This is a genomic window from Rhodococcus phenolicus (genome assembly GCF_001646785.1).
Lineage (GTDB): Bacteria > Actinomycetota > Actinomycetes > Mycobacteriales > Mycobacteriaceae > Rhodococcus > Rhodococcus phenolicus.
Map to the genome: position 1 here is coordinate 34,198 of NZ_LRRH01000030.1, position 19,377 is coordinate 53,574.

21 protein-coding genes and 1 riboswitch are annotated in these 19,377 nt (G+C 67.6%); of the genes, 10 read left to right on the top strand and 11 right to left on the bottom strand.

Annotation, left to right across the window (positions count from 1 at the left end; translation table 11 throughout):
* The first annotated feature begins 41 nt into the window (after positions 1 to 41).
* The 3 genes from aroC to aroB are packed head-to-tail and all read left to right on the top strand — an operon-like array spanning position 42 to position 2,910.
* A complete protein-coding gene (gene aroC / locus A8G15_RS09090) occupies positions 42 to 1,229 on the top strand; it encodes a chorismate synthase (protein ID WP_068158198.1) in 1,188 nt (395 codons plus the stop codon).
* Positions 1,230 to 1,234: 5 nt separating this feature from the next.
* Complete coding sequence (locus A8G15_RS09095) at positions 1,235 to 1,804, top strand: shikimate kinase (protein ID WP_068158201.1); 570 nt, start codon at positions 1,235 to 1,237, stop codon at positions 1,802 to 1,804.
* On the top strand, positions 1,801 to 2,910 hold the full coding sequence (aroB, locus tag A8G15_RS09100) for a 3-dehydroquinate synthase (RefSeq protein WP_068158203.1): 1,110 nt from the start codon (positions 1,801 to 1,803) through the stop codon (positions 2,908 to 2,910). Before A8G15_RS09095 ends, aroB begins: the two co-directional genes overlap by 4 nt.
* A 27-nt stretch (positions 2,911 to 2,937) precedes the next feature.
* Here the strand turns inward: aroB and A8G15_RS09105 are convergent, their stop codons facing one another.
* The 3 genes from A8G15_RS09105 to A8G15_RS09115 all read right to left on the bottom strand — a co-directional run bounded on the left by A8G15_RS09105 (position 2,938) and on the right by A8G15_RS09115 (position 6,028).
* A complete protein-coding gene (locus tag A8G15_RS09105) occupies positions 2,938 to 3,711 on the bottom strand; it encodes a DUF6544 family protein (RefSeq protein WP_068158207.1) in 774 nt (257 codons plus the stop codon).
* 160 nt (positions 3,712 to 3,871) lie between these two features.
* Complete coding sequence (locus A8G15_RS09110; RefSeq protein WP_068158210.1) at positions 3,872 to 4,702, bottom strand: aldo/keto reductase; 831 nt, start codon at positions 4,700 to 4,702, stop codon at positions 3,872 to 3,874.
* Positions 4,703 to 4,801: 99 nt separating this feature from the next.
* Positions 4,802 to 6,028, bottom strand: a complete 1,227-nt coding sequence (locus tag A8G15_RS09115; protein WP_068158221.1) for an MFS transporter — start codon at positions 6,026 to 6,028, stop codon at positions 4,802 to 4,804.
* Positions 6,029 to 6,199: 171 nt separating this feature from the next.
* On the opposite strand from A8G15_RS09115, the gene A8G15_RS09120 reads away from it, so the two are divergent.
* Positions 6,200 to 6,682: a MarR family winged helix-turn-helix transcriptional regulator gene (locus A8G15_RS09120; protein ID WP_068158224.1), complete on the top strand. Its 483-nt coding sequence runs from the start codon at positions 6,200 to 6,202 to the stop codon at positions 6,680 to 6,682.
* 137 nt (positions 6,683 to 6,819) lie between these two features.
* On the opposite strand, the gene A8G15_RS09125 is transcribed toward A8G15_RS09120, so the two are convergent.
* Both A8G15_RS09125 and A8G15_RS09130 read right to left on the bottom strand, forming a co-directional pair.
* Positions 6,820 to 7,500, bottom strand: a complete 681-nt coding sequence (locus tag A8G15_RS09125; RefSeq protein ID WP_068158227.1) for a DNA alkylation repair protein — start codon at positions 7,498 to 7,500, stop codon at positions 6,820 to 6,822.
* Positions 7,501 to 7,699: 199 nt separating this feature from the next.
* Complete coding sequence (locus A8G15_RS09130) at positions 7,700 to 8,707, bottom strand: ABC transporter substrate-binding protein (protein ID WP_082899772.1); 1,008 nt, start codon at positions 8,705 to 8,707, stop codon at positions 7,700 to 7,702.
* Between the two features lie 62 nt (positions 8,708 to 8,769).
* A riboswitch (cobalamin riboswitch) is annotated at positions 8,770 to 8,902 on the bottom strand.
* A 212-nt stretch (positions 8,903 to 9,114) separates the two neighbouring features.
* On the opposite strand from A8G15_RS09130, the gene A8G15_RS09135 reads away from it, so the two are divergent.
* On the top strand, positions 9,115 to 9,555 hold the full coding sequence (locus A8G15_RS09135; RefSeq protein WP_068158230.1) for a VOC family protein: 441 nt from the start codon (positions 9,115 to 9,117) through the stop codon (positions 9,553 to 9,555).
* Positions 9,556 to 9,671: 116 nt separating this feature from the next.
* On the opposite strand, the gene A8G15_RS09140 is transcribed toward A8G15_RS09135, so the two are convergent.
* Positions 9,672 to 10,886, bottom strand: coding sequence for a CynX/NimT family MFS transporter (locus A8G15_RS09140; protein WP_068158233.1), 1,215 nt, complete (start codon positions 10,884 to 10,886; stop codon positions 9,672 to 9,674).
* A gap of 30 nt (positions 10,887 to 10,916) precedes the next feature.
* Here A8G15_RS09140 and A8G15_RS09145 point away from each other — a divergent pair, with 30 nt between their 5' ends.
* The 5 genes from A8G15_RS09145 to A8G15_RS09165 all read left to right on the top strand — a co-directional run bounded on the left by A8G15_RS09145 (position 10,917) and on the right by A8G15_RS09165 (position 14,169).
* Positions 10,917 to 11,582 carry a FadR/GntR family transcriptional regulator gene (locus A8G15_RS09145; protein WP_068158245.1) on the top strand — a complete coding sequence of 222 codons (666 nt, stop codon included), beginning with the start codon at positions 10,917 to 10,919 and terminating at the stop codon, positions 11,580 to 11,582.
* 461 nt (positions 11,583 to 12,043) lie between these two features.
* Positions 12,044 to 12,256, top strand: coding sequence for a hypothetical protein (locus A8G15_RS09150; RefSeq protein ID WP_156665317.1), 213 nt, complete (start codon positions 12,044 to 12,046; stop codon positions 12,254 to 12,256).
* 244 nt (positions 12,257 to 12,500) lie between these two features.
* Positions 12,501 to 12,755, top strand: a complete 255-nt coding sequence (locus A8G15_RS09155; protein ID WP_245687766.1) for a hypothetical protein — start codon at positions 12,501 to 12,503, stop codon at positions 12,753 to 12,755.
* A 138-nt stretch (positions 12,756 to 12,893) separates the two neighbouring features.
* Positions 12,894 to 13,454 (top strand): general stress protein CsbD, encoded by a 561-nt coding sequence (locus tag A8G15_RS09160; protein WP_068158250.1) that lies wholly within the window; start codon positions 12,894 to 12,896, stop codon positions 13,452 to 13,454.
* Between the two features lie 58 nt (positions 13,455 to 13,512).
* The gene (locus A8G15_RS09165) at positions 13,513 to 14,169 is read left to right on the top strand and encodes an IF2 family translation initiation factor (RefSeq protein ID WP_068158254.1); all 657 of its coding nucleotides are present in this window, start codon (positions 13,513 to 13,515) and stop codon (positions 14,167 to 14,169) included.
* Positions 14,170 to 14,294: 125 nt separating this feature from the next.
* Here the strand turns inward: A8G15_RS09165 and A8G15_RS09170 are convergent, their stop codons facing one another.
* From A8G15_RS09170 to crtI, 5 genes are all read right to left on the bottom strand, one after another.
* Positions 14,295 to 14,540, bottom strand: coding sequence for a hypothetical protein (locus A8G15_RS09170; protein ID WP_068158256.1), 246 nt, complete (start codon positions 14,538 to 14,540; stop codon positions 14,295 to 14,297).
* 118 nt (positions 14,541 to 14,658) lie between these two features.
* Positions 14,659 to 15,222, bottom strand: a complete 564-nt coding sequence (locus A8G15_RS09175; RefSeq protein ID WP_245687767.1) for a hypothetical protein — start codon at positions 15,220 to 15,222, stop codon at positions 14,659 to 14,661.
* 610 nt (positions 15,223 to 15,832) lie between these two features.
* Complete coding sequence (idi, locus tag A8G15_RS09180; RefSeq protein ID WP_068158260.1) at positions 15,833 to 16,456, bottom strand: isopentenyl-diphosphate Delta-isomerase; 624 nt, start codon at positions 16,454 to 16,456, stop codon at positions 15,833 to 15,835.
* A gap of 34 nt (positions 16,457 to 16,490) precedes the next feature.
* Positions 16,491 to 17,477 (bottom strand): phytoene/squalene synthase family protein, encoded by a 987-nt coding sequence (locus A8G15_RS09185; protein ID WP_068158262.1) that lies wholly within the window; start codon positions 17,475 to 17,477, stop codon positions 16,491 to 16,493.
* Entirely contained in the window at positions 17,470 to 19,089 is a 1,620-nt protein-coding gene (crtI, locus tag A8G15_RS09190) for a phytoene desaturase family protein (RefSeq protein WP_068158265.1), read from the bottom strand. The genes A8G15_RS09185 and crtI overlap by 8 nt, the downstream gene beginning before the upstream one ends.
* Positions 19,090 to 19,377 lie beyond the last annotated feature (288 nt).

Genomic DNA, 19,377 nt, shown 5'->3' on the forward strand with positions numbered 1-19,377 from the left:
ACCGTCACGACAACCGGATCGGGCATGGAAGGATATGCGGTGTGCTGCGCTGGATAACTGCTGGAGAATCCCATGGTCCCGCCCTCGTCGCGATGCTCGAGGGGATGGTCGCCGGTGTCGAGGTGACGTCGAACGACATCTCCGAGCAGCTCGCCCGCCGCCGGCTCGGCTACGGGCGCGGCGCACGCATGAAGTTCGAGGCCGACAAGGTCACCATCATCGGTGGTGTACGGCACGGACTCACCCTCGGCGGCCCCGTCGCCATCGAGGTCGGCAACACCGAATGGCCCAAGTGGGAAACCATCATGTCCGCCGACCCGGTCGACGCCGACGAACTCGCAGGTCAGGCCCGCAACGCGCCGCTGACACGTCCTCGCCCCGGCCACGCCGACTACTCCGGCATGCTCAAGTACGGCTTCGACGACGCCCGCCCTGTGCTCGAACGCGCCAGCGCCCGCGAAACCGCGGCGCGCGTCGCCGCCGGCACCGTCGCCCGCAACTTCCTGCGCCAGGTGTTCGGCGCGGAGGTCGTCTCCCACGTCATCTCCATCGGCGCCTCCGACCCGTACGTCGGAGCGGAACCGACCGGAGCGGACCTCGAAGCCATCGACGCGAGCCCGGTGCGCGCCTTCGACAAGGCCGCCGAAGAATCGATGATCGCCGAGATCGAAGCGGCCAAGCGCGACGGTGACACCCTCGGCGGCGTCGTCGAGGTCGTCGTCCACGGGCTGCCCGTCGGATTGGGTTCGTTCATCAGCGGGGCCGACCGTCTCGACGCGCGACTCGCCGCAGCACTCATGGGCATCCAGGCGATCAAGGGCGTCGAGGTCGGCGACGGCTTCGAGACCGCCCGCCGCCGCGGCAGCGCCGCCCACGACGAGATGAAGCCCGGCCCGGACGGGGTCCTGCGGTCGACGAACCGCGCCGGCGGTCTCGAAGGGGGCATGACCAACGGTGAGCCGCTGCGCGTGCGTGCAGCGATGAAGCCGATCTCCACGGTCCCGCGTGCCCTGTCCACGGTCGACATGACCACCGGTGAGGAAGCCGTCGCCATCCACCAGCGGTCCGACGTGTGCGCGGTGCCCGCCGCCGGTGTCGTCGCCGAAGCGATGGTCGCGCTCGTCGTCGCGCAGGCCGCACTCGAGAAGTTCGGTGGCGACTCGCTCGCCGAGACCCGCAGCAACGCCGACCACTACCTGAAGGGCATCGCGGCACGTCCGCCGCGGTGACTGTCATGAGGCCACGCGCCGTACTGATCGGGCCGCCCGGCGCCGGAAAGTCGACGATCGGTCGACGTCTGGCCCAGGCGCTCGAGCTCCCGCTGCTCGACACCGACGCCGAGATCGAACGCACCACCGGGCGCACCATCCCGGAGATCTTCGTCGAGGACGGGGAGCCCGCCTTCCGGGAGATCGAGGAACGCGTCGTCGCGGACGCACTGGTGCAGCAGGACGGGATCGTCTCCCTCGGCGGCGGTGCGATCCTGTCCGAGCGAACCCGCAGCCGGCTCGCAGGGCACACCGTGATCTATCTCGAGATCAGCATCGCGGAGGGTCTGCGCCGGACCGGAACGGGCGCCGGCCGGCCCCTGCTCAGCGGCGACGATCCGGCGAGGAAGTACCGCGAGCTGATGCGCAGGCGTCGACCGCTGTACCGGCAGGCCGCGACCATCCGGGTCCGGACCGACGGACGCAGCCCGGGACGCGTCGTCCAGTACCTGATCACCAAGCTCGACGCGGAAGCCGCTTCCGGCACCACCGAGAGCACGTCCACCAGCGCAGAGAAGCGGAGCACCACACCGTGACCGAACCGGTACGCGTCGACGTCCAGACCGCCCAGCCCTACCCGGTGATCATCGGGCGGGGCCTGCTCGGCGACATCGTCGACACGCTCACAGGGACCCGCACCGTCGCGATCTTCCATCAGCCGCCGCTCGAAGCGACAGCCGAAGCGCTGCGGGAAGTCCTCGCGGAGAAGGGGATCGACGCGCACCGCGTGGAGATCCCGGATGCCGAGGACGGCAAGGACCTCGCGGTCGCCGGGTTCTGCTGGGAGGTGCTCGGCCGCATCGGCCTGACCCGGAGCGACGCGGTCGTGTCGCTCGGCGGCGGCGCCGCGACCGACCTCGCCGGATTCGTCGCCGGGACCTGGATGCGCGGGGTGCGCATCTTCCACATCCCGACGACGCTGCTCGCGATGGTCGACGCCGCGGTCGGCGGCAAGACCGGCATCAACACCGAGGCCGGTAAGAACCTGGTCGGTGTCTTCCACGAACCGTCCGCCGTCTTCGTGGACCTGGCGACGCTCGAGACGGTGCCGCGCAACGAGATCATCGCGGGCATGGCCGAGGTCATCAAGACCGGTTTCATTGCCGACCCGACGATCCTCGATCTCATCGAGGCCGACCCGCAGGCCGCGCTGGATCCGACCGGCACGGTGCTGCCCGAACTGATCCGCCGCTCCATCGAGGTCAAGGCGAAGGTGGTCGCCGCTGATCTGCGCGAGTCGAGCCTGCGCGAGATCCTCAACTACGGGCACACCCTCGGTCACGCCATCGAGCGTCGTGAGCGGTACCGGTGGCGTCACGGTGCCGCGGTCTCGGTCGGGCTCGTGTTCGCCGCGGAACTGGGCCGGCTGGCCGGGCGTCTCGACGACGCGACCGCCGACCGGCACCGGTCGATCCTCGAATCGGTGGGTCTGCCCACCACCTACGACGCCGCGGCCTTCGGCGATCTGCACAAGGGCATGCAGACCGACAAGAAGAACCGCGCCGGGATGCTGCGGTTCGTCGTCCTCGACGGTCTCGCCAAGCCGGGCCGGCTCGAAGGTCCGGATCCGACGTTGCTCGCCGCGGCGTACTCGGAGGTCGCCAAACAGGGCAAGGCCGACGCCGGTACCGTCCTGCTCTGATCTGCGGGAGATCGGCGCCGCTGCCCTTCACCGGAAGGTGGCGCCGGTGATCACCGCGCGGAAGAACTCGCCCTCGGGCCAGCGGTTCGTTCCCCACCACCATCCTGCGCGGAACCGGGTCGGAATCGTGATGCCGCCGAATGCTGTCTCCGCCTCGATGTCCACCCCGAACGGGTAACGGCCGAAGGGTTCTCCGTTCGGGTTGCCCCAGCGGTCCATGTGCACCGCGACGGGGTGCCCGTCACCGAGGATCTCGAGACACACGGTCTCGGTGTGGGGACCGATGCGCCAAGTTGCGAACGCCGTGTCCGGACCCGCCCCGTGCCAGGTTGCATCGTCGAATATCGAAGGCACGAAAACGAATTCGGAGGCGAGCCGACCCGCGGCGCTGGTGGTGACGTCGGTGGATGCCGCGGACATCACCGGGACCAGCCCGCCGAGCTTCCAGTTCATCTCACCGCGGCCCTCGGCGTACCGGTCGTAGCCGAGGACCGGCAGGCCGGCGACCCGCGCGGTGGCTGCCCACACGAACCCGACACCGGGCGCGAGAATCTGTGTCGCCCGGAACGGCCGCCACGACCCGAGCCTGATGTGCCCGCGCATGGTCAGCCGTACCGCGCGGGCGAGCGGTACCCCCGGCTCCAGCGTGTGCGTGAGCCACCGTCGAGCGGCCGACGGAAGGTTCGCTACCTGCTCGGGGTCGAAGCGGCGCGCCGACGGCGGGAGAGTGCTCAGGGCGTCCCACTCGTGTCGCACGCGTCGTGCCGAGCGCGGAGGAGGCGGGAACACGGGTCCGTCCATCTCTGAAGCATGAGCGTGCATACCGGCACCGGCAACCGGGCGAGACCGCGGGCGTGGTGGTGCTCATGTCCGCGATGTGGGGTGCCGGGGGCGCGCGTTGCACAACCCGACCCGTACCGGGCGGCGCCCGGGCCCGCCCGGTCGGCGGGATCGGGATTCGTCAGTTGAAGCGGTCCGGGTCGGGTCCGGTGCGCAGCTTGCGGTCGGACGCTGCAATGGTGGCCATGTCCGTGTCGGTCAGCTCGAAGTCGAAGATGTCGCGGTTCTCGCGGATGCGGGCCGGAGTGACCGATTTGGGGATGACGATGTTCCCCAGCTGCAGGTGCCAGCGCAGCACCACCTGGGCAGGTGACCTGCCGATGCGCTGGGCGATCGCTGCGATTGCAGGATCGTCCAGGACGGCGCCCTGGGCGAGTGGACTCCATGCCTCGGTGGCGATGTCGTGCTCGCTGTGGAAGGCGCGCAACTCGGATTGCTGCAGGCCGGGGTGCAGTTCGATCTGGTTGACCGCCGGGACGAGCTCGCTGTTGTCCAGCAGGCGCTCGAGATGATGGGGCTGGAAGTTCGATACCCCTGCGGCGCGGATGCGTCCTTCCCGGGCGAGGTGTTCGAGTGCTCGCCAGGAGTCCAGGTAGAGGTCGCGGGCGGGGGTGGGCCAGTGGATCAGGTAGAGGTCGAGGTAGTCGAGGCCGAGCTTGGCGAGACCGGCGTCGAAGGCACGGAGGGTGGCGTCGTAGCCCTGGTCGGCGTTCCACACCTTGGTGGTGACGAACAGTTCCTCCCGTGGCACCTCGGAGGCGGCCAGGGCACGGCCGACGCCGGCCTCGTTTCCGTAGATCGCGGCGGTGTCGATGCTGCGGTAGCCGGCCCGTAGTGCGGCGGTGACGGCGTCGGAAGTGGCGTCGTCGGGGACCTGGAAGACACCGAAGCCGAGCTGGGGGATCTCGACGCCGTTGTTGAGGGTCACGGTGGGCACCGTGGAGGGTGTCATGGTGGCGTTCTCCTTCGAAGGTGTTGCGGGGTGAGGGTTTACGGGCCGAAAGCCCTCGGACGGTGGTGCCGTCCGTGATTCCGGTGTGATGCGGCAGGGTCAGGGGCGGACGGCGTCTGCAGTGGCGCGAGTGGCGCCGCCGAGGCCGGTATGGGCCGGTGTGGGAACGGTGGCGGCGCGGGCGGATCGACGCTGCAGTCGGTGCGAGACGACGGCCGGCACCAGAGCGGACGCGGCCAGGATCGCGCCGACGGCGCTGGCTGCGGTGTAGCCGAGGCCGGCGGAGATCACCAGGCCGCCGAGCCAGGCCGCCAGAGCGTTGCCGAGGTTGAAGGCGCCGATGTTGGCGGCCGAGGCCAGTGTCGGTGCACCGTGCGCATGGTCCAGGACGTGTTTCTGCAGGGGCGGGACGGTGGCGAAACCGAGGGCGCCGATGAGGAAGACGGCCGCGACGGACATCGCCTTGTCGGAGGCCAGGAAAGTGAACAGGGCAAGGATCAGTGCCAGGCCTGCGAGCGCGGTGTAGAGCATCGGCATGAGCTTGCGGTCCGCGAAGTGCCCGCCGATGAGGTTGCCTGCCACCATGCCCATCCCGAAGACGGCCATCAGCCACGTGACGGAGGACTCTGCGAAGTTGCCGACCTCGGTCAGGATCGGTGCGATGTAGGTGATCGCCGCGAACACGCCTCCGAAGCCCAGAACGGTCATCGTCATGGCGAGCACGACCTGGGTGTTCCTGAAGGCTGCGATCTCGTGCCGGAGTTGCACGCCCGGCGGTTTGGGGAGGTCGGGCACGAGCTTGGCGACTCCGGCCAGACCGAGGACGCCGAGGGCGGCGACGATCAGGAACGTCACGCGCCAGCCGACGGTATGGCCCACGAACGTGCCCATCGGCACGCCGACGACGTTGGCCACGGTCAGCCCGGTGAACATGAGCGAGATGGCGGCCGCCTTCTTCTGCGGCGCCACCAGTTCGGCGGCGACGACGGACCCGATCCCGAAGAAGGCGCCGTGGGCCAGCGAAGCAACCACGCGGCCGATCAGCATGACGGCGAAGGCCGGGGCGATCGCGGAGATGACGTTGCCGAGGATGAACAGCCCCATGAGCAGCATCAGCATGTTCTTGCGAGAGATCTTGGTACCGAGGGCGGTCATGATCGGTGCACCGATCATGACGCCGAGGGCATAGCCGGTGACCAGATATCCGGCCGTCGGTACGGACACGCCGAGATCCGCGCCGACCTGGGGTAACAGTCCCATGATCACGAATTCTGTGGTGCCGATTCCGAAGGCCCCGATGGCCAGCGCCAGCAGTGCGAGCGGCATGAGAAGGATCCTTTGATCGGGTGACGAAGAAGCGCGTATGCGCTTTATGAGCGTTGACAATAATTGCAGACGCTGACTAATTGCAAGCGCGGGTATAGTTGGGCGTGTGTTGATCGCGCCGGTCCACGCCGTGGTCACCTGTTCACACGACCTGACCGAGGGAGCCGCCCCATGACCGCCACGGATCCGACAATGACCGCACTCGCGCACAGCTGGTCGGCGCTCTCGCTACTGCACGGGCGAATCGAGGGCAGGATCGAAAGCGCACTGCAGGCGGCGCACGGGTTGAGCGCACGCGAGTACTCGCTCCTGGACGTGCTCGGCCGCCAGCACGACGGCGAGGGTGGACATCTCCAGATGCGACAGGTCGCCGATTCCGTCGTTCTCAGTCAGAGTGCCACCACACGGCTGGTGACCCGGCTGGAGGAGCGCGGGTTGCTGTCGCGGTACTTGTGTCCCACCGACCGCCGCGGAATCTACACCGACGTCACGGACGCCGGACGACGTCTGCTGGAGGAGGCCCGGCCCACTCACAACAGCGCCTTGCGGGAGGAGCTCGATCAGGCAGCAGCCCAACCTGCTCTCGCGCCGCTGGTCGACGCCATCCGTCGATTGCAGGCGAACACTCCGCCCGACTCTCGGCAGGCGAGCTGAACCGATCGCGCTGCATCACCGGCACGGCCCTCCGGCAGGCGCTGTGTCGGCATCGGCCGCGCTGAAAACCCCGATGTCCGTTGCCGATACGGGGATTCTGTGACCGGGTGGCGGCACGCCGATGTCATCGACGACGATCAGCTGCGCCGGCGCACGATCTCGGCGATCCAGGTCGGCGCGAACGGCGACGTGCAACCGGGGGAGGTCGGATGGTCCTCGAGCACCTTCAGGCGTTCACCGATGTCGATCGCACGGTCGCGTAACCCGGCGTGTTCGATGCCGATCTCGGCGAGACAGTGGTTCATGGCCCATTGCAGACGGTCCGGGGCGTCCTTCATCCGTGCCTCGATGATGTCGAGCAGTCCGGAGAGGTCGAGACCGTCGGAACTCTTCGCGATGCGGGCAGCGGTCAGTTCCCACCCGGCGCTCGCGACGACCGGATCCGGATCGGCGAACCACACGGTGCGCAGATCCTCGCAGTGCGGATTCTTCTTCACCACGTAGTTGACAAGCCAGTCCTGCACCTTGGGGGTGCGGGCAGCCCGGAGCATCGCGTCGAGGTCGTCCTTCTCGAACGTCTTCGGGCGGCAGATGAGGATCGCGAGGAGCCGCGCCGCGCTGTCGCCGGTTTCCCAAAGTTCGCCCGCGAGTTCTTGCTGTGTCTTCAGCCGTTTCGCGACGGCCCGCAGTTTGGTGAGGTTCACCCCGTGGTCGTCGCCGTGCTTCAGGTTGACCGCGCGGATCTTGGGGTCGTCGAGTTCGGCCAGTTCGGCCATCAGTTCGGCGACCGTCGCCGTGTTCTGCTGCGTTGCGGCCATCGCGCGACTCCTTGCTCACGATCGGTACTCGGCTCGGTGTGGACGACGGCGAATGCCGGTATGCCTCGCCCCCATCCATACCACGTCGACCGCGCAGCCACCGCCCGCTGACAGGTCATCGTTCGGCACGGATGGTGTGCTCGGGGAGTGTTCAAGGGCACACTGTCGCCACCCGTTCGACCGGCGAGTTCCTCGGATGTCATTGCGTCACGCCCAGTTCGCGCAGACTGGCGGCAAGTTGCTCGATTCCTGCGATGTTGCGGATGGACGGGTCCATGGTCGTGCCCTCGAGGATGATGTACCGCTTGTTCCGCACCGCGGTCAGACGACTGGCGACCGGGTCCGATTCGAGAAACCGGATCTTCTCTTCGGCACTGTCGCCGTCACCGCCACGGGTCAGGTCGGCCAGGACGAGTACGGTGGGGTCGCGATCGAGGATGCTTTCCCAGCCGACCTCGGGCCACAACTGCCTGCTTTCCCGGAACGCGTTCTGCGCGCCGACTTCACGGGTCATGATTCCCGGGGCGCCGCAGCATCCGGCGATGTACGGACTCGCGGTGCCGGCATACCACCACGCGAGGGTCACACCGGAGGCATCGATGTCTCCGGCCGCCGCCTCCGCCCGGTCGCGCAATCGACCGACGAGCCGGTCACCGCGATCTCGAACATCGAACAGTGTGGACACCTCCAGGATTTCGGCATACAGGTCCTCGAGGGTGAGCTCGGAATCCTGGACAGCGTCCTGCCCGGTGCATTCGCTCGGAGACTGGTACGTCGCGATCCCCAGTTCGGTGAATCGGACGCGGTCGGCGATGCCTTCGTCGGTGAACGTGTAGTCGAAGGTGGTGTAGACGAAATCGGGCTCGTGGTCGAGCACCGCTTCGAAAGAGGGGAATTCCGTGTCGAACCGGTACACCTGTGAGGCAGCCGCCTCGAGTTCCGGCAGGAGCCGGTCGTCACCGAGCGCGACCCCGGCGAGTCGATCCTCCAGGCCGAGGCTCAGCAACAGTTCGACCGCGGGTTGATTGACGGCAACCGCCCGCTCGACAGGTTCACTCGGCGAGACCGGGATTCCGCAGTTGATCACCTTCTCTGCCTCGACGGTGTCTCCCGCGTCGTCGCCACGGTCGGGCGAGCCACATCCGGCGACGCCGAGAACCACCAGTACCGCAGCGGATGTTGTTGCCTTCCGAATCCTTCGGTGCATTGCACATCGAACTTCCCGTGGCCGCTGCACGCGAGCGGGCCACACGTGACAACCGGGGACGGCGGGGCCTCACCGGTCCAGCAGGGTATCGGGCTCGGGGTCGCGCGACCCCATACCGTTGCGCGTCAGCTCCGGATTCCCACCGGATTCCACCTGGCCCCGTCTCCGGGACTACCTGGCTTCACGAAACTAGCAAAGCGGACATCGCGATCGAGGTGCCGGGCTGGTCCTCGAGGCAGCCGAGGCCTGGGATCTCGGGTGGTGGCCCTGTCCGTGGCGTTCGTGAGGCTCTGCTCGTCCACAGCTTGCGGCTCGCTTCGTGCCGGTGGACCACCGTTTTCCGGCGACGCCGATCGCCGAGCATCCGGTCCGTCCCCGCACGGTCGACCGGAGGGAGGATGGATCCCATGGCGCATGTTCAACGTTTCGACCACATCGGCATCACGGTCGCGGACCTCGACTCGGCAACCGCGTTCTTCGTCGGATTGGGTCTCGAAGTGGAGGGCACCGGATCCGTCGAGGGCGAGTTCGTGGAGACCGTCTGCGGTATCCCCGGCGCGCACTGCGAGATCGTCATGCTGCGGCCGCCCGGCGGAGGGTGCCGGTTGGAGCTCTCGTCCTTCCGCACCCCCGACCACGTGCCCGGATCGCCGTCCGCGATGGCGAACGAGCTCGGGCTGCGCAACGTGTCCTTCGAGGTAGGTGATCTCCAGGCGGCTGTCGACTCGGTCGCTGCGGACGGGTACGGGCTTGTCGGCGGCATCGGAGAGTACGAGAACAGTGTGCGGATGGCCTACGTGCGCGGGCCCGAAGGGATCATCGTGTCCCTCTTCGAACAGATCGGTTGACGCAGGCGGGTCGGATCGGCATGAGCGCGGCGGTACCTCGTCGGGGGTGCCGTCCTCGTTTCGGAGATGACCGCCGGGCGGAACCCGGCTGTTCGCGCGGTTTGTCGCCGTCGTCGCTACGAGTGGTACGCGGCGGATCGGGGCTGTACTCGGATCCAGTTGTCCTCGAGGAACCGTGGTTTGCACGCCTGATGAGCCGCGATGACCAGCAGGATGACGGCCAGAACCATGAAGGCGAACGACGCGGTCCATCCCGATGTCACATCGTGCAGCACGCCGAACAGCAGCGGTCCGGCACAGGCGGCGGCATAGCCGACCCCCTGCGTGAAGCCTGACAGGGCAGAGGAGCCGGTGTGGGTGCGCGTGCGGAGGTTGATCAACGTCAGTGCCATGGGGAAGGAACTGGGACCGAGGCCGAGCAGCACGGTCCACAGGATCGGTGCGCTCATCGGCGCGAGCCACAAGCCTGCGAACCCGGCGAGGAAGCATGCTGCGCAGCCGAGCACTGCCGGGAACGGGTTGCGCATCCGGGCGCACAGCGACGGCGCGCCGAACGCGGCAACCAGGCCCATGAAGGCGAACAGGCCCACCATGGCGCCGCCGAATGCGGGGGAGGCGCCGGCGTCGGCAAGAATGCTCGGAATCCACGCGAACATCGAGTAGGTCATCAGTGAGGTCATGCCGAACATGCCGGCCATTCCCCAGGCGAGCGGGGAGCGCCACATCCGCCCACGTGCCGAGGTGTCCGCGGGGATCTCCTCGTCACGGGTGATGCGCCGCCGGCGCAGAAGTATGGCGAGCCACGGGACTGTCGCTGCGAAGCCGACGAGCGCCCACACCCCGATCGAGACGCGCCACCCGGCAGCGTCGGCCAGGGGCACTGCCACGAACGCGGGCACGATGGTGCCGATCTGGACGCCGACGATGTACACCGAGCTCATCAAAGCGAGTCGGTCGGAGAAATACCGCTTCACCAGTGGCGGGATGACGACGTTTCCGATGCCCATTCCCGCCAGTGCCAGAGCCGACAATCCGAGCAGTGACCACGTGTCGGACACGACCGCGCGGGTGGCCATTCCGATACCGGCCATGATCATCGCGATCATGGCCGTCCGCTCGAGTCCCCACCGTCCGGCCAGGAAGGGTGTAGCGGCTCCGAACAGGGCGAACATCGCTGTCGGCACCATCCCGAACACCCCCACGACCGTCGTCGAGAAGCCGAGGTCGTTCCGGATCTCGGCGGCCAACGGGCTGAACGAGGTGACAGCCAGTCTGAGCACGATCGCGGACATTGCGATCGCGCAGAAGACGAGCAGTCGGCCACGGAGCATATTCACAACGACAAATCATAGGATGATGGGATGAATTATCGGGAACCGGTCCGGCGTGCGAGTCTGATCTCGCAGGTCACCGAACATCTGCGCACCGAGATCTGCAGCGGCCGCTGGGCAGTCGGTGACCGTATTCCCACCGAACCTGAGTTGTGCGAGCTCACCGGGACCGGCCGCAACACGGTCCGCGAAGCCGTGCAGGCCCTCGTGCACACCGGACTGCTCGAGCGTCGCCAAGGGGCGGGCACCTACGTCGTCGCGACATCCGATGTCGGCAGCACGCTCGGCAAGTACTTCGCCACCGCGCACGAACAGGACGTGATGGAACTTCGTCAGGCGCTCGACGTGACCGCCGCCGCGCTCGCCGCGCGCAGGCGCACTCCGGGGGACATCGCCCGGCTCGAACAGCTGGTGGCCGAACGCGCCGGCCGATTCGACGGAGAGGACACCGACGCGGCGGTCGCTGCGGACGTCACCCTCCACCGGGCGATCGTCGAAGCCAGCCACAACGCGGTCTACCTCGAGTTCTACGACTCGCTCCTGCCTGTCATCACCGATACGGTGGGCCGCCATATCAGGACCACGGGTGCGGGATTTCACGACGAACACGAGGCGCTGGTGACCGCGGTGATCGACGGTGACGAGGCGGCTGCGACGCGGGCCGCGCAGGCGTTGTTTCTCGAGCTGTTCGAGTGAGGATCGGCCGGAGGCCATGGGACCCACGAAACCCTGCACAGGTTGATACCGCCGGCCACGAGGCCATGGGCGACCGACCGGTAGGTTGTTCGTTGTCCTGACGGGCAATTTGCCGTTCAGCGGCTGAGCGGAGTTCAGGCCGGTGCGGCGGCGATGATCGACCGGATGGTCCATCGGTGTCCGGACCGAGAGTCCGACCGTTGTTGGAATGACATCGCGCCTGGGGATTCACGTGCTCGATCGACGCCGTCATCGCCGAACGGGCCGGTTGCGATGCGGCGAACGCTCATCGGGGCGAGCAGGACGGGTTGACCTCCGAGCGTACGGCGGCGCTTGGTCCCGGTGGGGTTCCACTACCCGCCCCACCCGTTCCGCTACCACGGACCGATTGGTTCGAACGAACTCTTCCCGGCCAGATGCCCGCATGAAATGTTGATCACATGCGTAAAACCTTGTGTGTCTTGACAATCACGGCCGGGATGATGACGGGTTCGGTCGCCGCCGCCACTGCTCACACCGTCGTCCTGCCGTCCCCGACCGCACCCGCGAGCATCTCCACCACCTGGTGCACCAATCCCGGGCCGTTCGCGCACCTGTCGCTGCTTGCCTGCCTGTCGAGCATCATCTCGACGGGTTCGGCAGCGGTGGGGTCCTCGTCCCCGCTGCCCTGGTAGGAATCGGCTCCGGCGAGGTGCCCTCGACGAGGGATGCCTCGACACCGGCTTCGGTCCGGACACCCCGGCAGGTGCGCAGGACCGAGCGGACGCGGTCCTGCCTGCACGCGAGAGGTAGCTGAGGTAGCGAGACAGACGTGGAATCGGTGTCCAGCGCTACCGCTGCCGGCGGCCTTCGTTCCTCGGTCCTCGTCGGCAGAGACGAACGCGACGTCTTCATCCGGGTGAGCCGCCGGGCCACCAAGTGGAAGCCCGACCCGAGGTCGCCGAGCTGATGGCCTTCGGGCACGGCGTGCTGGGCGCCACCGTCCAGGGGCTGAGCACCTGCATCCACACGATCACCGCCGCCGGCAGCGTCGACGACGTACCCTGCCGCGGGCTGCACGGTGAGGACGACCAACTGGTTTCCTCGACGGCACTGCGACCGGATGATCGTCGCCGGCAGGTCGCGGTCGTCATCGAAGAACTACCCCGAGGCGCGGCACGAGATCTTCAATGAGGTGAATCGCGCCGAGGACCGGGGGTGACGTCGTCGACTTCGACGGCGCGCACATCCACCTTTCGAGTCTTTCGAGGATTGAAGCCCACCGTGCCGGGCTACCCGTCGCCATGGGGCCGTTCCCTTCGCGTACGGGAGATGACTGTGACCGAAGACAGCGCATCCGACAAGACACCTCTCGGGTTGAAGCAGACCGTGGTCGGCAAGACGAAGCAGGTCGCCGGAGCTCTGACCGGCAACGAGTCCCTCGCCAGAGAAGGCAGCCTCGAGCAGGAGCAGGCCCGGCAGGCCAGGAAGGCCGACACCCTCTCCCGGATGGCAGAAGCCGAGAGCGAAGAGGCGGTCGAACAACTCGGCGCCGTACGCGAAGCCGGACAGCACGAACGCGAGGCCCTGCAGTACCGGACCGAGGCCGCCGAATCGCAGGCCGAGCGCGAGGCGCGGGTCCGCAAGCAGGCCGCCGAACTCGAATGCCAGGAGATCGTGGTCCGGGAACAGCTCGAAGCAGCCCGCGAGACCACCACTGCCGAACAGCAGGCGCGCAGCGACGAGAAAGCCCAGGTCAAGAAGGTCGCAGCCGCCGACGAGGACCACCTTGGCGCCCCCCGCGACGCCGAGCGCACATCTCACGAGGTCGAAGTGGAACGCCGCGAGGTCGAAGTCCTCGATCGGACGCTGACCGATGATCCGGATCGCTGATGAACACGATCGGCATTACTTACGGATCTCTACCCCCATCGAAGTTGGAGATGCGCCCATGAACCTCACCACCCTGCCCAAGAGCGTCCTGCGACTGCAGTACAAGATCGCCCGGTTCCCCCTCGGGTTGATCGAACAGCAGTTGAGGTTCCTGCCCACCGACGCCCCGCCGCGCCTGATGTACGAACGGGGACTGGGCATGCTGGACGGAATCGTCGGCAGCGTGCTCGACGACCAGGAGATCGCCACGCGCGGGGCGCTCGCTACCGAACGTGCCGACGCGGTGAAGCGCGCGGAGCAGCTCGATTCCCAGGCCGCGGCCGAGAAGCGTGCGGCGGACGCCGAAGTCCCGTGGGCTCGTGAGCGGGCCGCCACCGAGCAGGAAGTCGCACGGCGTGATCGCGAGCAGGAAGTCGAGCAGGCGCGGGAGCGTGCGCAGGAACGCGCGAAGCAGGCGGAGAACGAAGCCGAGCAGGAGAAGGCCGCCGCGACCGCGAAGGCAGATCAGGAAGTAGCCGCGAAGCGTCGGGCCACCGATGCGGTGAAGAAGGACGAGGAGCGCATCCACAAGGCTGAGGAGGAGGCCGCCGAGCCTGCCAAAGTCTCCCTCAAGGATGCGGTCGCCAAGCAGCTCGAGGCGAAGGAGGCGAAGGAGCGCGCACACGACGCGGGCGAGGTCGCCGAGTTCGAGAAGATCGAGCACAAGAATCCCTGAGCGCTTCGGCAGAGGCCCGAGCGCGAAACGCCTCGGTAGACCCAGCGCACAGACGCCGAGAGCCCGATGCGTCCTGTGCGCCGTGGTTGTGAATGTCGGAAGCAGTTGCGAATATCCGACATTGACTATCTCGGCAGGAACCACGAGCGCGTCGGTGGGACGGTGATGCGGCTGCACACCTTGCCGTGGACCGGGATCGGGTACTCGACGGGCTGCTTCTCGTCGGCGACCGGAACGGGCCGTGTGCAGGCCTCGTACGCCGCGAGCAAACTCGGGTTGTTCGACCTGACCTCGGAGCTCGCGGTGCAGTGGGCCCGGCGTTCGATCCCCGTGGACACGGGGGTGACAGGCTTCTTTCGCAGCGAGTTCACCGGGCCTTCCTACGAGAACCTTCGCGCGACCGAGTACATGCGGAGAAACGCACCGCTGCCGAGGGAAGGCAACGCCGACGACCATCGTCGTGGACGGTGGCTGGAGTGGGCGGTGAGGCTACTCGGTGACAGCTCGCACCACCGCGACCACCACCACGACAAGAAGTGCCAGCAAGAGGACCACGAGCAGCACCGGCCCGAGCAGGAGCCCGAGGGTCAGCACGAGAACGAGACCGATCTTGGCCTCGAGGCTCAACCCGGAAACCAGGCCTTTGATCGCAGCCCACACCGGGTTCTTACCCGCCAGAACGGCCTGAAGTCCTGCCAGCCCGGCTTTGATGCCCACGCTGCCGTGCGCAACTTCATCGACAAGTGGGTCGATCCACTTCCGGATCTTTTTCGCCAGGTCACCGCGATTCTGCACGCCGACGAGCTGGTGAATGCGGTTTTCCAACGCTTCGACGGCTGCCCCGAACGATCGACGCACCACATCACAGACAGTGCCGGCAGGCCCGGTGTCGGTGGTGCCGCCCCGCACGGTCGATGAGATTTCCGGCTGATGCGTGTTGATCGGCGGTGTGGACCGCGGGTGCGCGGGCGGGCGGGTCTCGTCCTTTCGGGGACGTTTCCGTGCGGTCGGCTTGGTGGTGGTCGGCTCCGCCTGCGGATGCTCTCGGGGCACGGCACCGTGGGGTCTCTCGTGCACACGGCGCGTGGTCGGAGCCGACGTGCCGGACGCGGCATCTGTTCGTTTCCGTCGAGACGGCGGTTCTGCCCGTGACGGTTGGTCGCGCCGCGGTGCGGGCGACCTCGGGCCGGGCGTTTCCTTGTGGGGGGCTCGCGCCGAAGGTGTCTGGGGGGACGGCTTCGACCTTGTCGCCGTCTTCGGTGAACGAACTCCCGTGCGGGGTGCGGTGGTTGCCGTCACGTTGCCGCTGTCCGTGGATTTCCGGTCGTTCGCCGCGCCCCGACGGTGCGGCCCGGCCGGCGCGGCCCGGCCGCGTGAATTCTGTTGTGTACTCATACCGCTCGCCTTGTTTGCTGTCCCTGAGCGTGCTTGCCACCTCTCAGTGTGCTCGCTTTCGGCAGATCGGCGCGACAATCATCGAGCGACAGAAGACGGTCCCACGCGACAGCAAGGTGCCCGACCCCGACGCAATTGGTCGACGACCCGTTGGTCCAAGTGCCCTGGGGATATGTCATCGAGGTGCTCGATGACACCGAACTATGCGACTGGTACAGCGCCGAACGCATCCCGGTGCCGAGATCGTGTGCCGTGACCGGGCCGGTGCCTACGCCTGCCCGTGACAGCGATCGCGGCTGGTCGGCAGATCGCGGATGTCCTTCGCGGCCGGCGGCAAGGCCGCCATCGGTGCGACGGGCCAGTCGGCGGGAACCGGACCGAGCCGGCGCAGCTGCCGCACCTGCTCGCGACACCACGGCGAGACGGTGCGGATGCCGCTGTCGACTCCTTCGGAGAACGTCGGCCAGTCGATCCACTCGAGGTCGTCCACTTCCTGCGGATGCGGGACCGGGCGCGGCCCGTCGTAGCGCACCCGGAACACGGGACAGATTTCGTTCTCCACCAGGCCGCTGTCCATCACCGCGTGATAGCGGAAGTCGGGCAGAACGAGATCCACATCGGACGAATCGATCCCGAGTTCGTGATGCAGTCGCCGTCGAACGGCCTCCCCCAGTGGTTCATCCGGTCCCGGATGACCGCAGCAGCTGTTCGTCCAGATGCCGGGCCACGTGGCCTTGTCGAGGGCGCGCCGGGTGATCAGGAGCCCTCCGTGGCGATCGAAGACGTACGCCGAAAACGCCAGATGCAACGGGGTCTCGGTGGTGTGCACGGTCGCTTTCGGTTCGGTGCCGACGGCACGGCCGGCCTCGTCCAGCAGCACGACATGTTCCATGGGATTCCTCTTCGGTCGGGTGGGGACTGTCGGATCACGCCGTGCGGGATTTCGGCAGCACCGCTCGCCGTGGTCGGGCCGACGTCAACCCCGACATCAGGAGTTGCGGCACCGCGACGGCGAGTCGGCGTCGCCGGGAGACGACGGCCCGCTCGTCGAGCACGCGGTACCCCCCTTCTTCCACTGCCCGCAAGATGTCGGCATACAGAACGAACGCGGTGCGGATCGCCGGGCGTACGGCAGGGTCGAGCATGGGGATGCCCGGTTCCGCGGTGCGGTATACCGATCTGGTGTGGGCGACGAGATGGGCCAGTGCCCGTCCCAATCGGGTGTCGGTCCTGCCGGTTGCGCGACAGTGCCGGAGACGATCCTCGTCGACGCCGAACGCCTCGAGTTCGCGGGTCGGAAGATAGATCCGGTCGCGGTCCAGGTCCTCGCCCATGTCGCGGATGAAATTCGTCAGCTGGAACGCTTCGCCGAGTGCGCGAGCCGGTGCGACGGCGTCGTCGAACGGAACAGATGTGCCCAGGATGGGAAGCATCTGCAGCCCGATGACGGAGGCGGAGCCGTACATGTACTCCGACAGCTCCGACATCGTCCGGTACCTCGAACGGAACATGGGGGTTCCGGGTACGTCCATCCGCATCGAATGCAGGAAGGCGAAGTGGTGGTCGTGCGGAATGTCGTATCGCGCAGTGGTGTCCGCCAGTGCGCGAAGGACCAGGTCGGATTCCGTCTGCCCCGACAGCCTGCCGTCCAGCGCCGAGCGGACACGCGTCTCGAGGTCGTCCAGCGCATCCGCGGCCGCCCGGTCCGTCGGAGTGACGTGGGTGCCTGCGCCTACGTCGACGACGTCGTCGACCATCCGTGCGAAGCCGTACAGGGCATGCACACCGGCCCGTTTGGATGCCGGAAGCAGCCTGGTTGCCAGGAAATACGTCTTGCCGTGTTGCGCATTCAGGTTGCGGCACAAGCGGTAGGCCGCCTGCAGACTCGGATCGATACCCTCGAGTTCACCCATGGCGGGCTCCCACACGAGACGCTGTCGGACATGTTGTGGTGACCGCAGGGGCGCCGGTGATCCGTTCGGCGGCAAGGCGCCCCGAGATGAGAACGGTCGGAACTCCGACCCCGGGAGTCGTGCCCGAGCCGGCCAGTACGACGTTGTCGAGTCCGGGCACCATGTTCTTGCGACGGAACGGGCCGGTCTGACGGAACACATGTGCCGAGGAGAACGGACTTCCCGCGAGCATGCCCTTGTCGAGCCAGGTTTGTGGGGTGTCGAGATGGTCTACGACCATGGCCGACCGCAGATCTCGATAGCCCCGTCGTTCCAGGTCCTTCTGGAGTTCACGCATGTAGGACCTCCCCAGCCGGCCCCAGTCCAGCGTGGCGCTGTCGAGGTTGGGGCAGGGTGCAAGGACGGACACCGGCTCGCTCTCGACACCGTCACGAACCACGTGCAGGCCGGGATCGGTGACGGCCGGGCGCGTGATCAGCAGCGACGGGTCGTACATCAGCCGACCTCGACCACGGGGGGCCGTGATCCGCGCGAATGTCTCGGACCACTGCGCACCGAAGTCGAGGGTGTGGTGAGCGCGACTCGGCCACGTCCGCGTCACCGTTGTCGGGACCGTGCCATGAAAAACCACGGCCGACGGTGATGCGACGGCGTAGCCTCGTGTGCGCCCACGTGGGGTGACGCCCGCACCGTCGAGCAGCCGGTCCACTACGGGCAGATCCGCGGTGAGAACCAGTGCATCGCAAGCGAAATGGCGGACATCCGCCGTCCGGACGCCGGTGGCGCGGGTGCCGTCGACATCCACTGCCGAGACTTCCGTGCCCGCGTGCACGATCCCACCGTGCCGTGTGAGTGCATCCGACATCGCCCGCGCGATGGTGGACATGCCACCGTCGGGGAAGAAGACCCCGAGGGAGGTGTCCATGTGGGCGATGGCGCCGTATACGCCCAGCGCCTTCGCGGGTGCCATGCCGGCGTACAGCGCCTGGAAGGTGAAGATGCGGCGGAGCCGATCGTCCCGGACGAAGGACCCGACCCGCGGCCCGAGCCGGCCGAATCCTCCCAGACGAGCGAGCCTGAGGGTGTCGAGCAGCGCTCCACGTGAGGACACGAGGTCGAGCGGTGAATCGAAGTTCGACGCGATGTAGCGGTCGAACTCGGTGTCGAAGATCGAGGCCAACCAGCGGCGCAACCGGCGGTAACCGGCGGCTTCGGCTGCCCCGCACACCCGCTCGATCTCGGCGGACATCGCGTCGGGGTCGGAGAAGACGTCCAGTGACGTGCCGTCGGCGAAGCGGGCATGGTAACTCGGCGAGAGTCTGGTCAATGTGATCGGAGGGGAAGTCGTTTCGAACGATTCACCGACCGCCGCCAGGGCGTCGCCGACGAGCGAGGGCATGGTCAGCACGCTGGCGCCGTTGTCGATGCCGTACAACCGCCGGCCCGAGCCGTCCAGCACCTCGTACGTGCCGACGCGACCGCCGACCGAACTCTCCCGTTCGAGGACGGTGACGTGCTTGCCCGCACCTGTGAGGTGGAGTGCCGTGGACAGGCCGGCGAGACCCGCTCCCACCACCACGACCGAGTCGGTGCGTCCGTCGATCGCCTTCACACGGCACCGTCCAGGATCGGCATCGGATTACCTCTCTCGCTCCGGCGCTCGGCGCGCAGGAGGTGGGCTCGGCGGGTACAGCAGTGGTCCGGACTCGACCGGGGTCTTTCGCGCCCCACGGATGGGCGGAGTCCATCACGGGTCCGGCAAGGATCGCGGTGGCGAGCGGGACCCGCTTCGGCAGTCGGGACGGTCCGGCACGACCCGAAGGACGTCACTCCGGCCGCCGATCGCCCAGGGTGTCGGTACGGCGGGCCCGTGCCGGTCCGTTCGCTTCCCGAGTCTGCC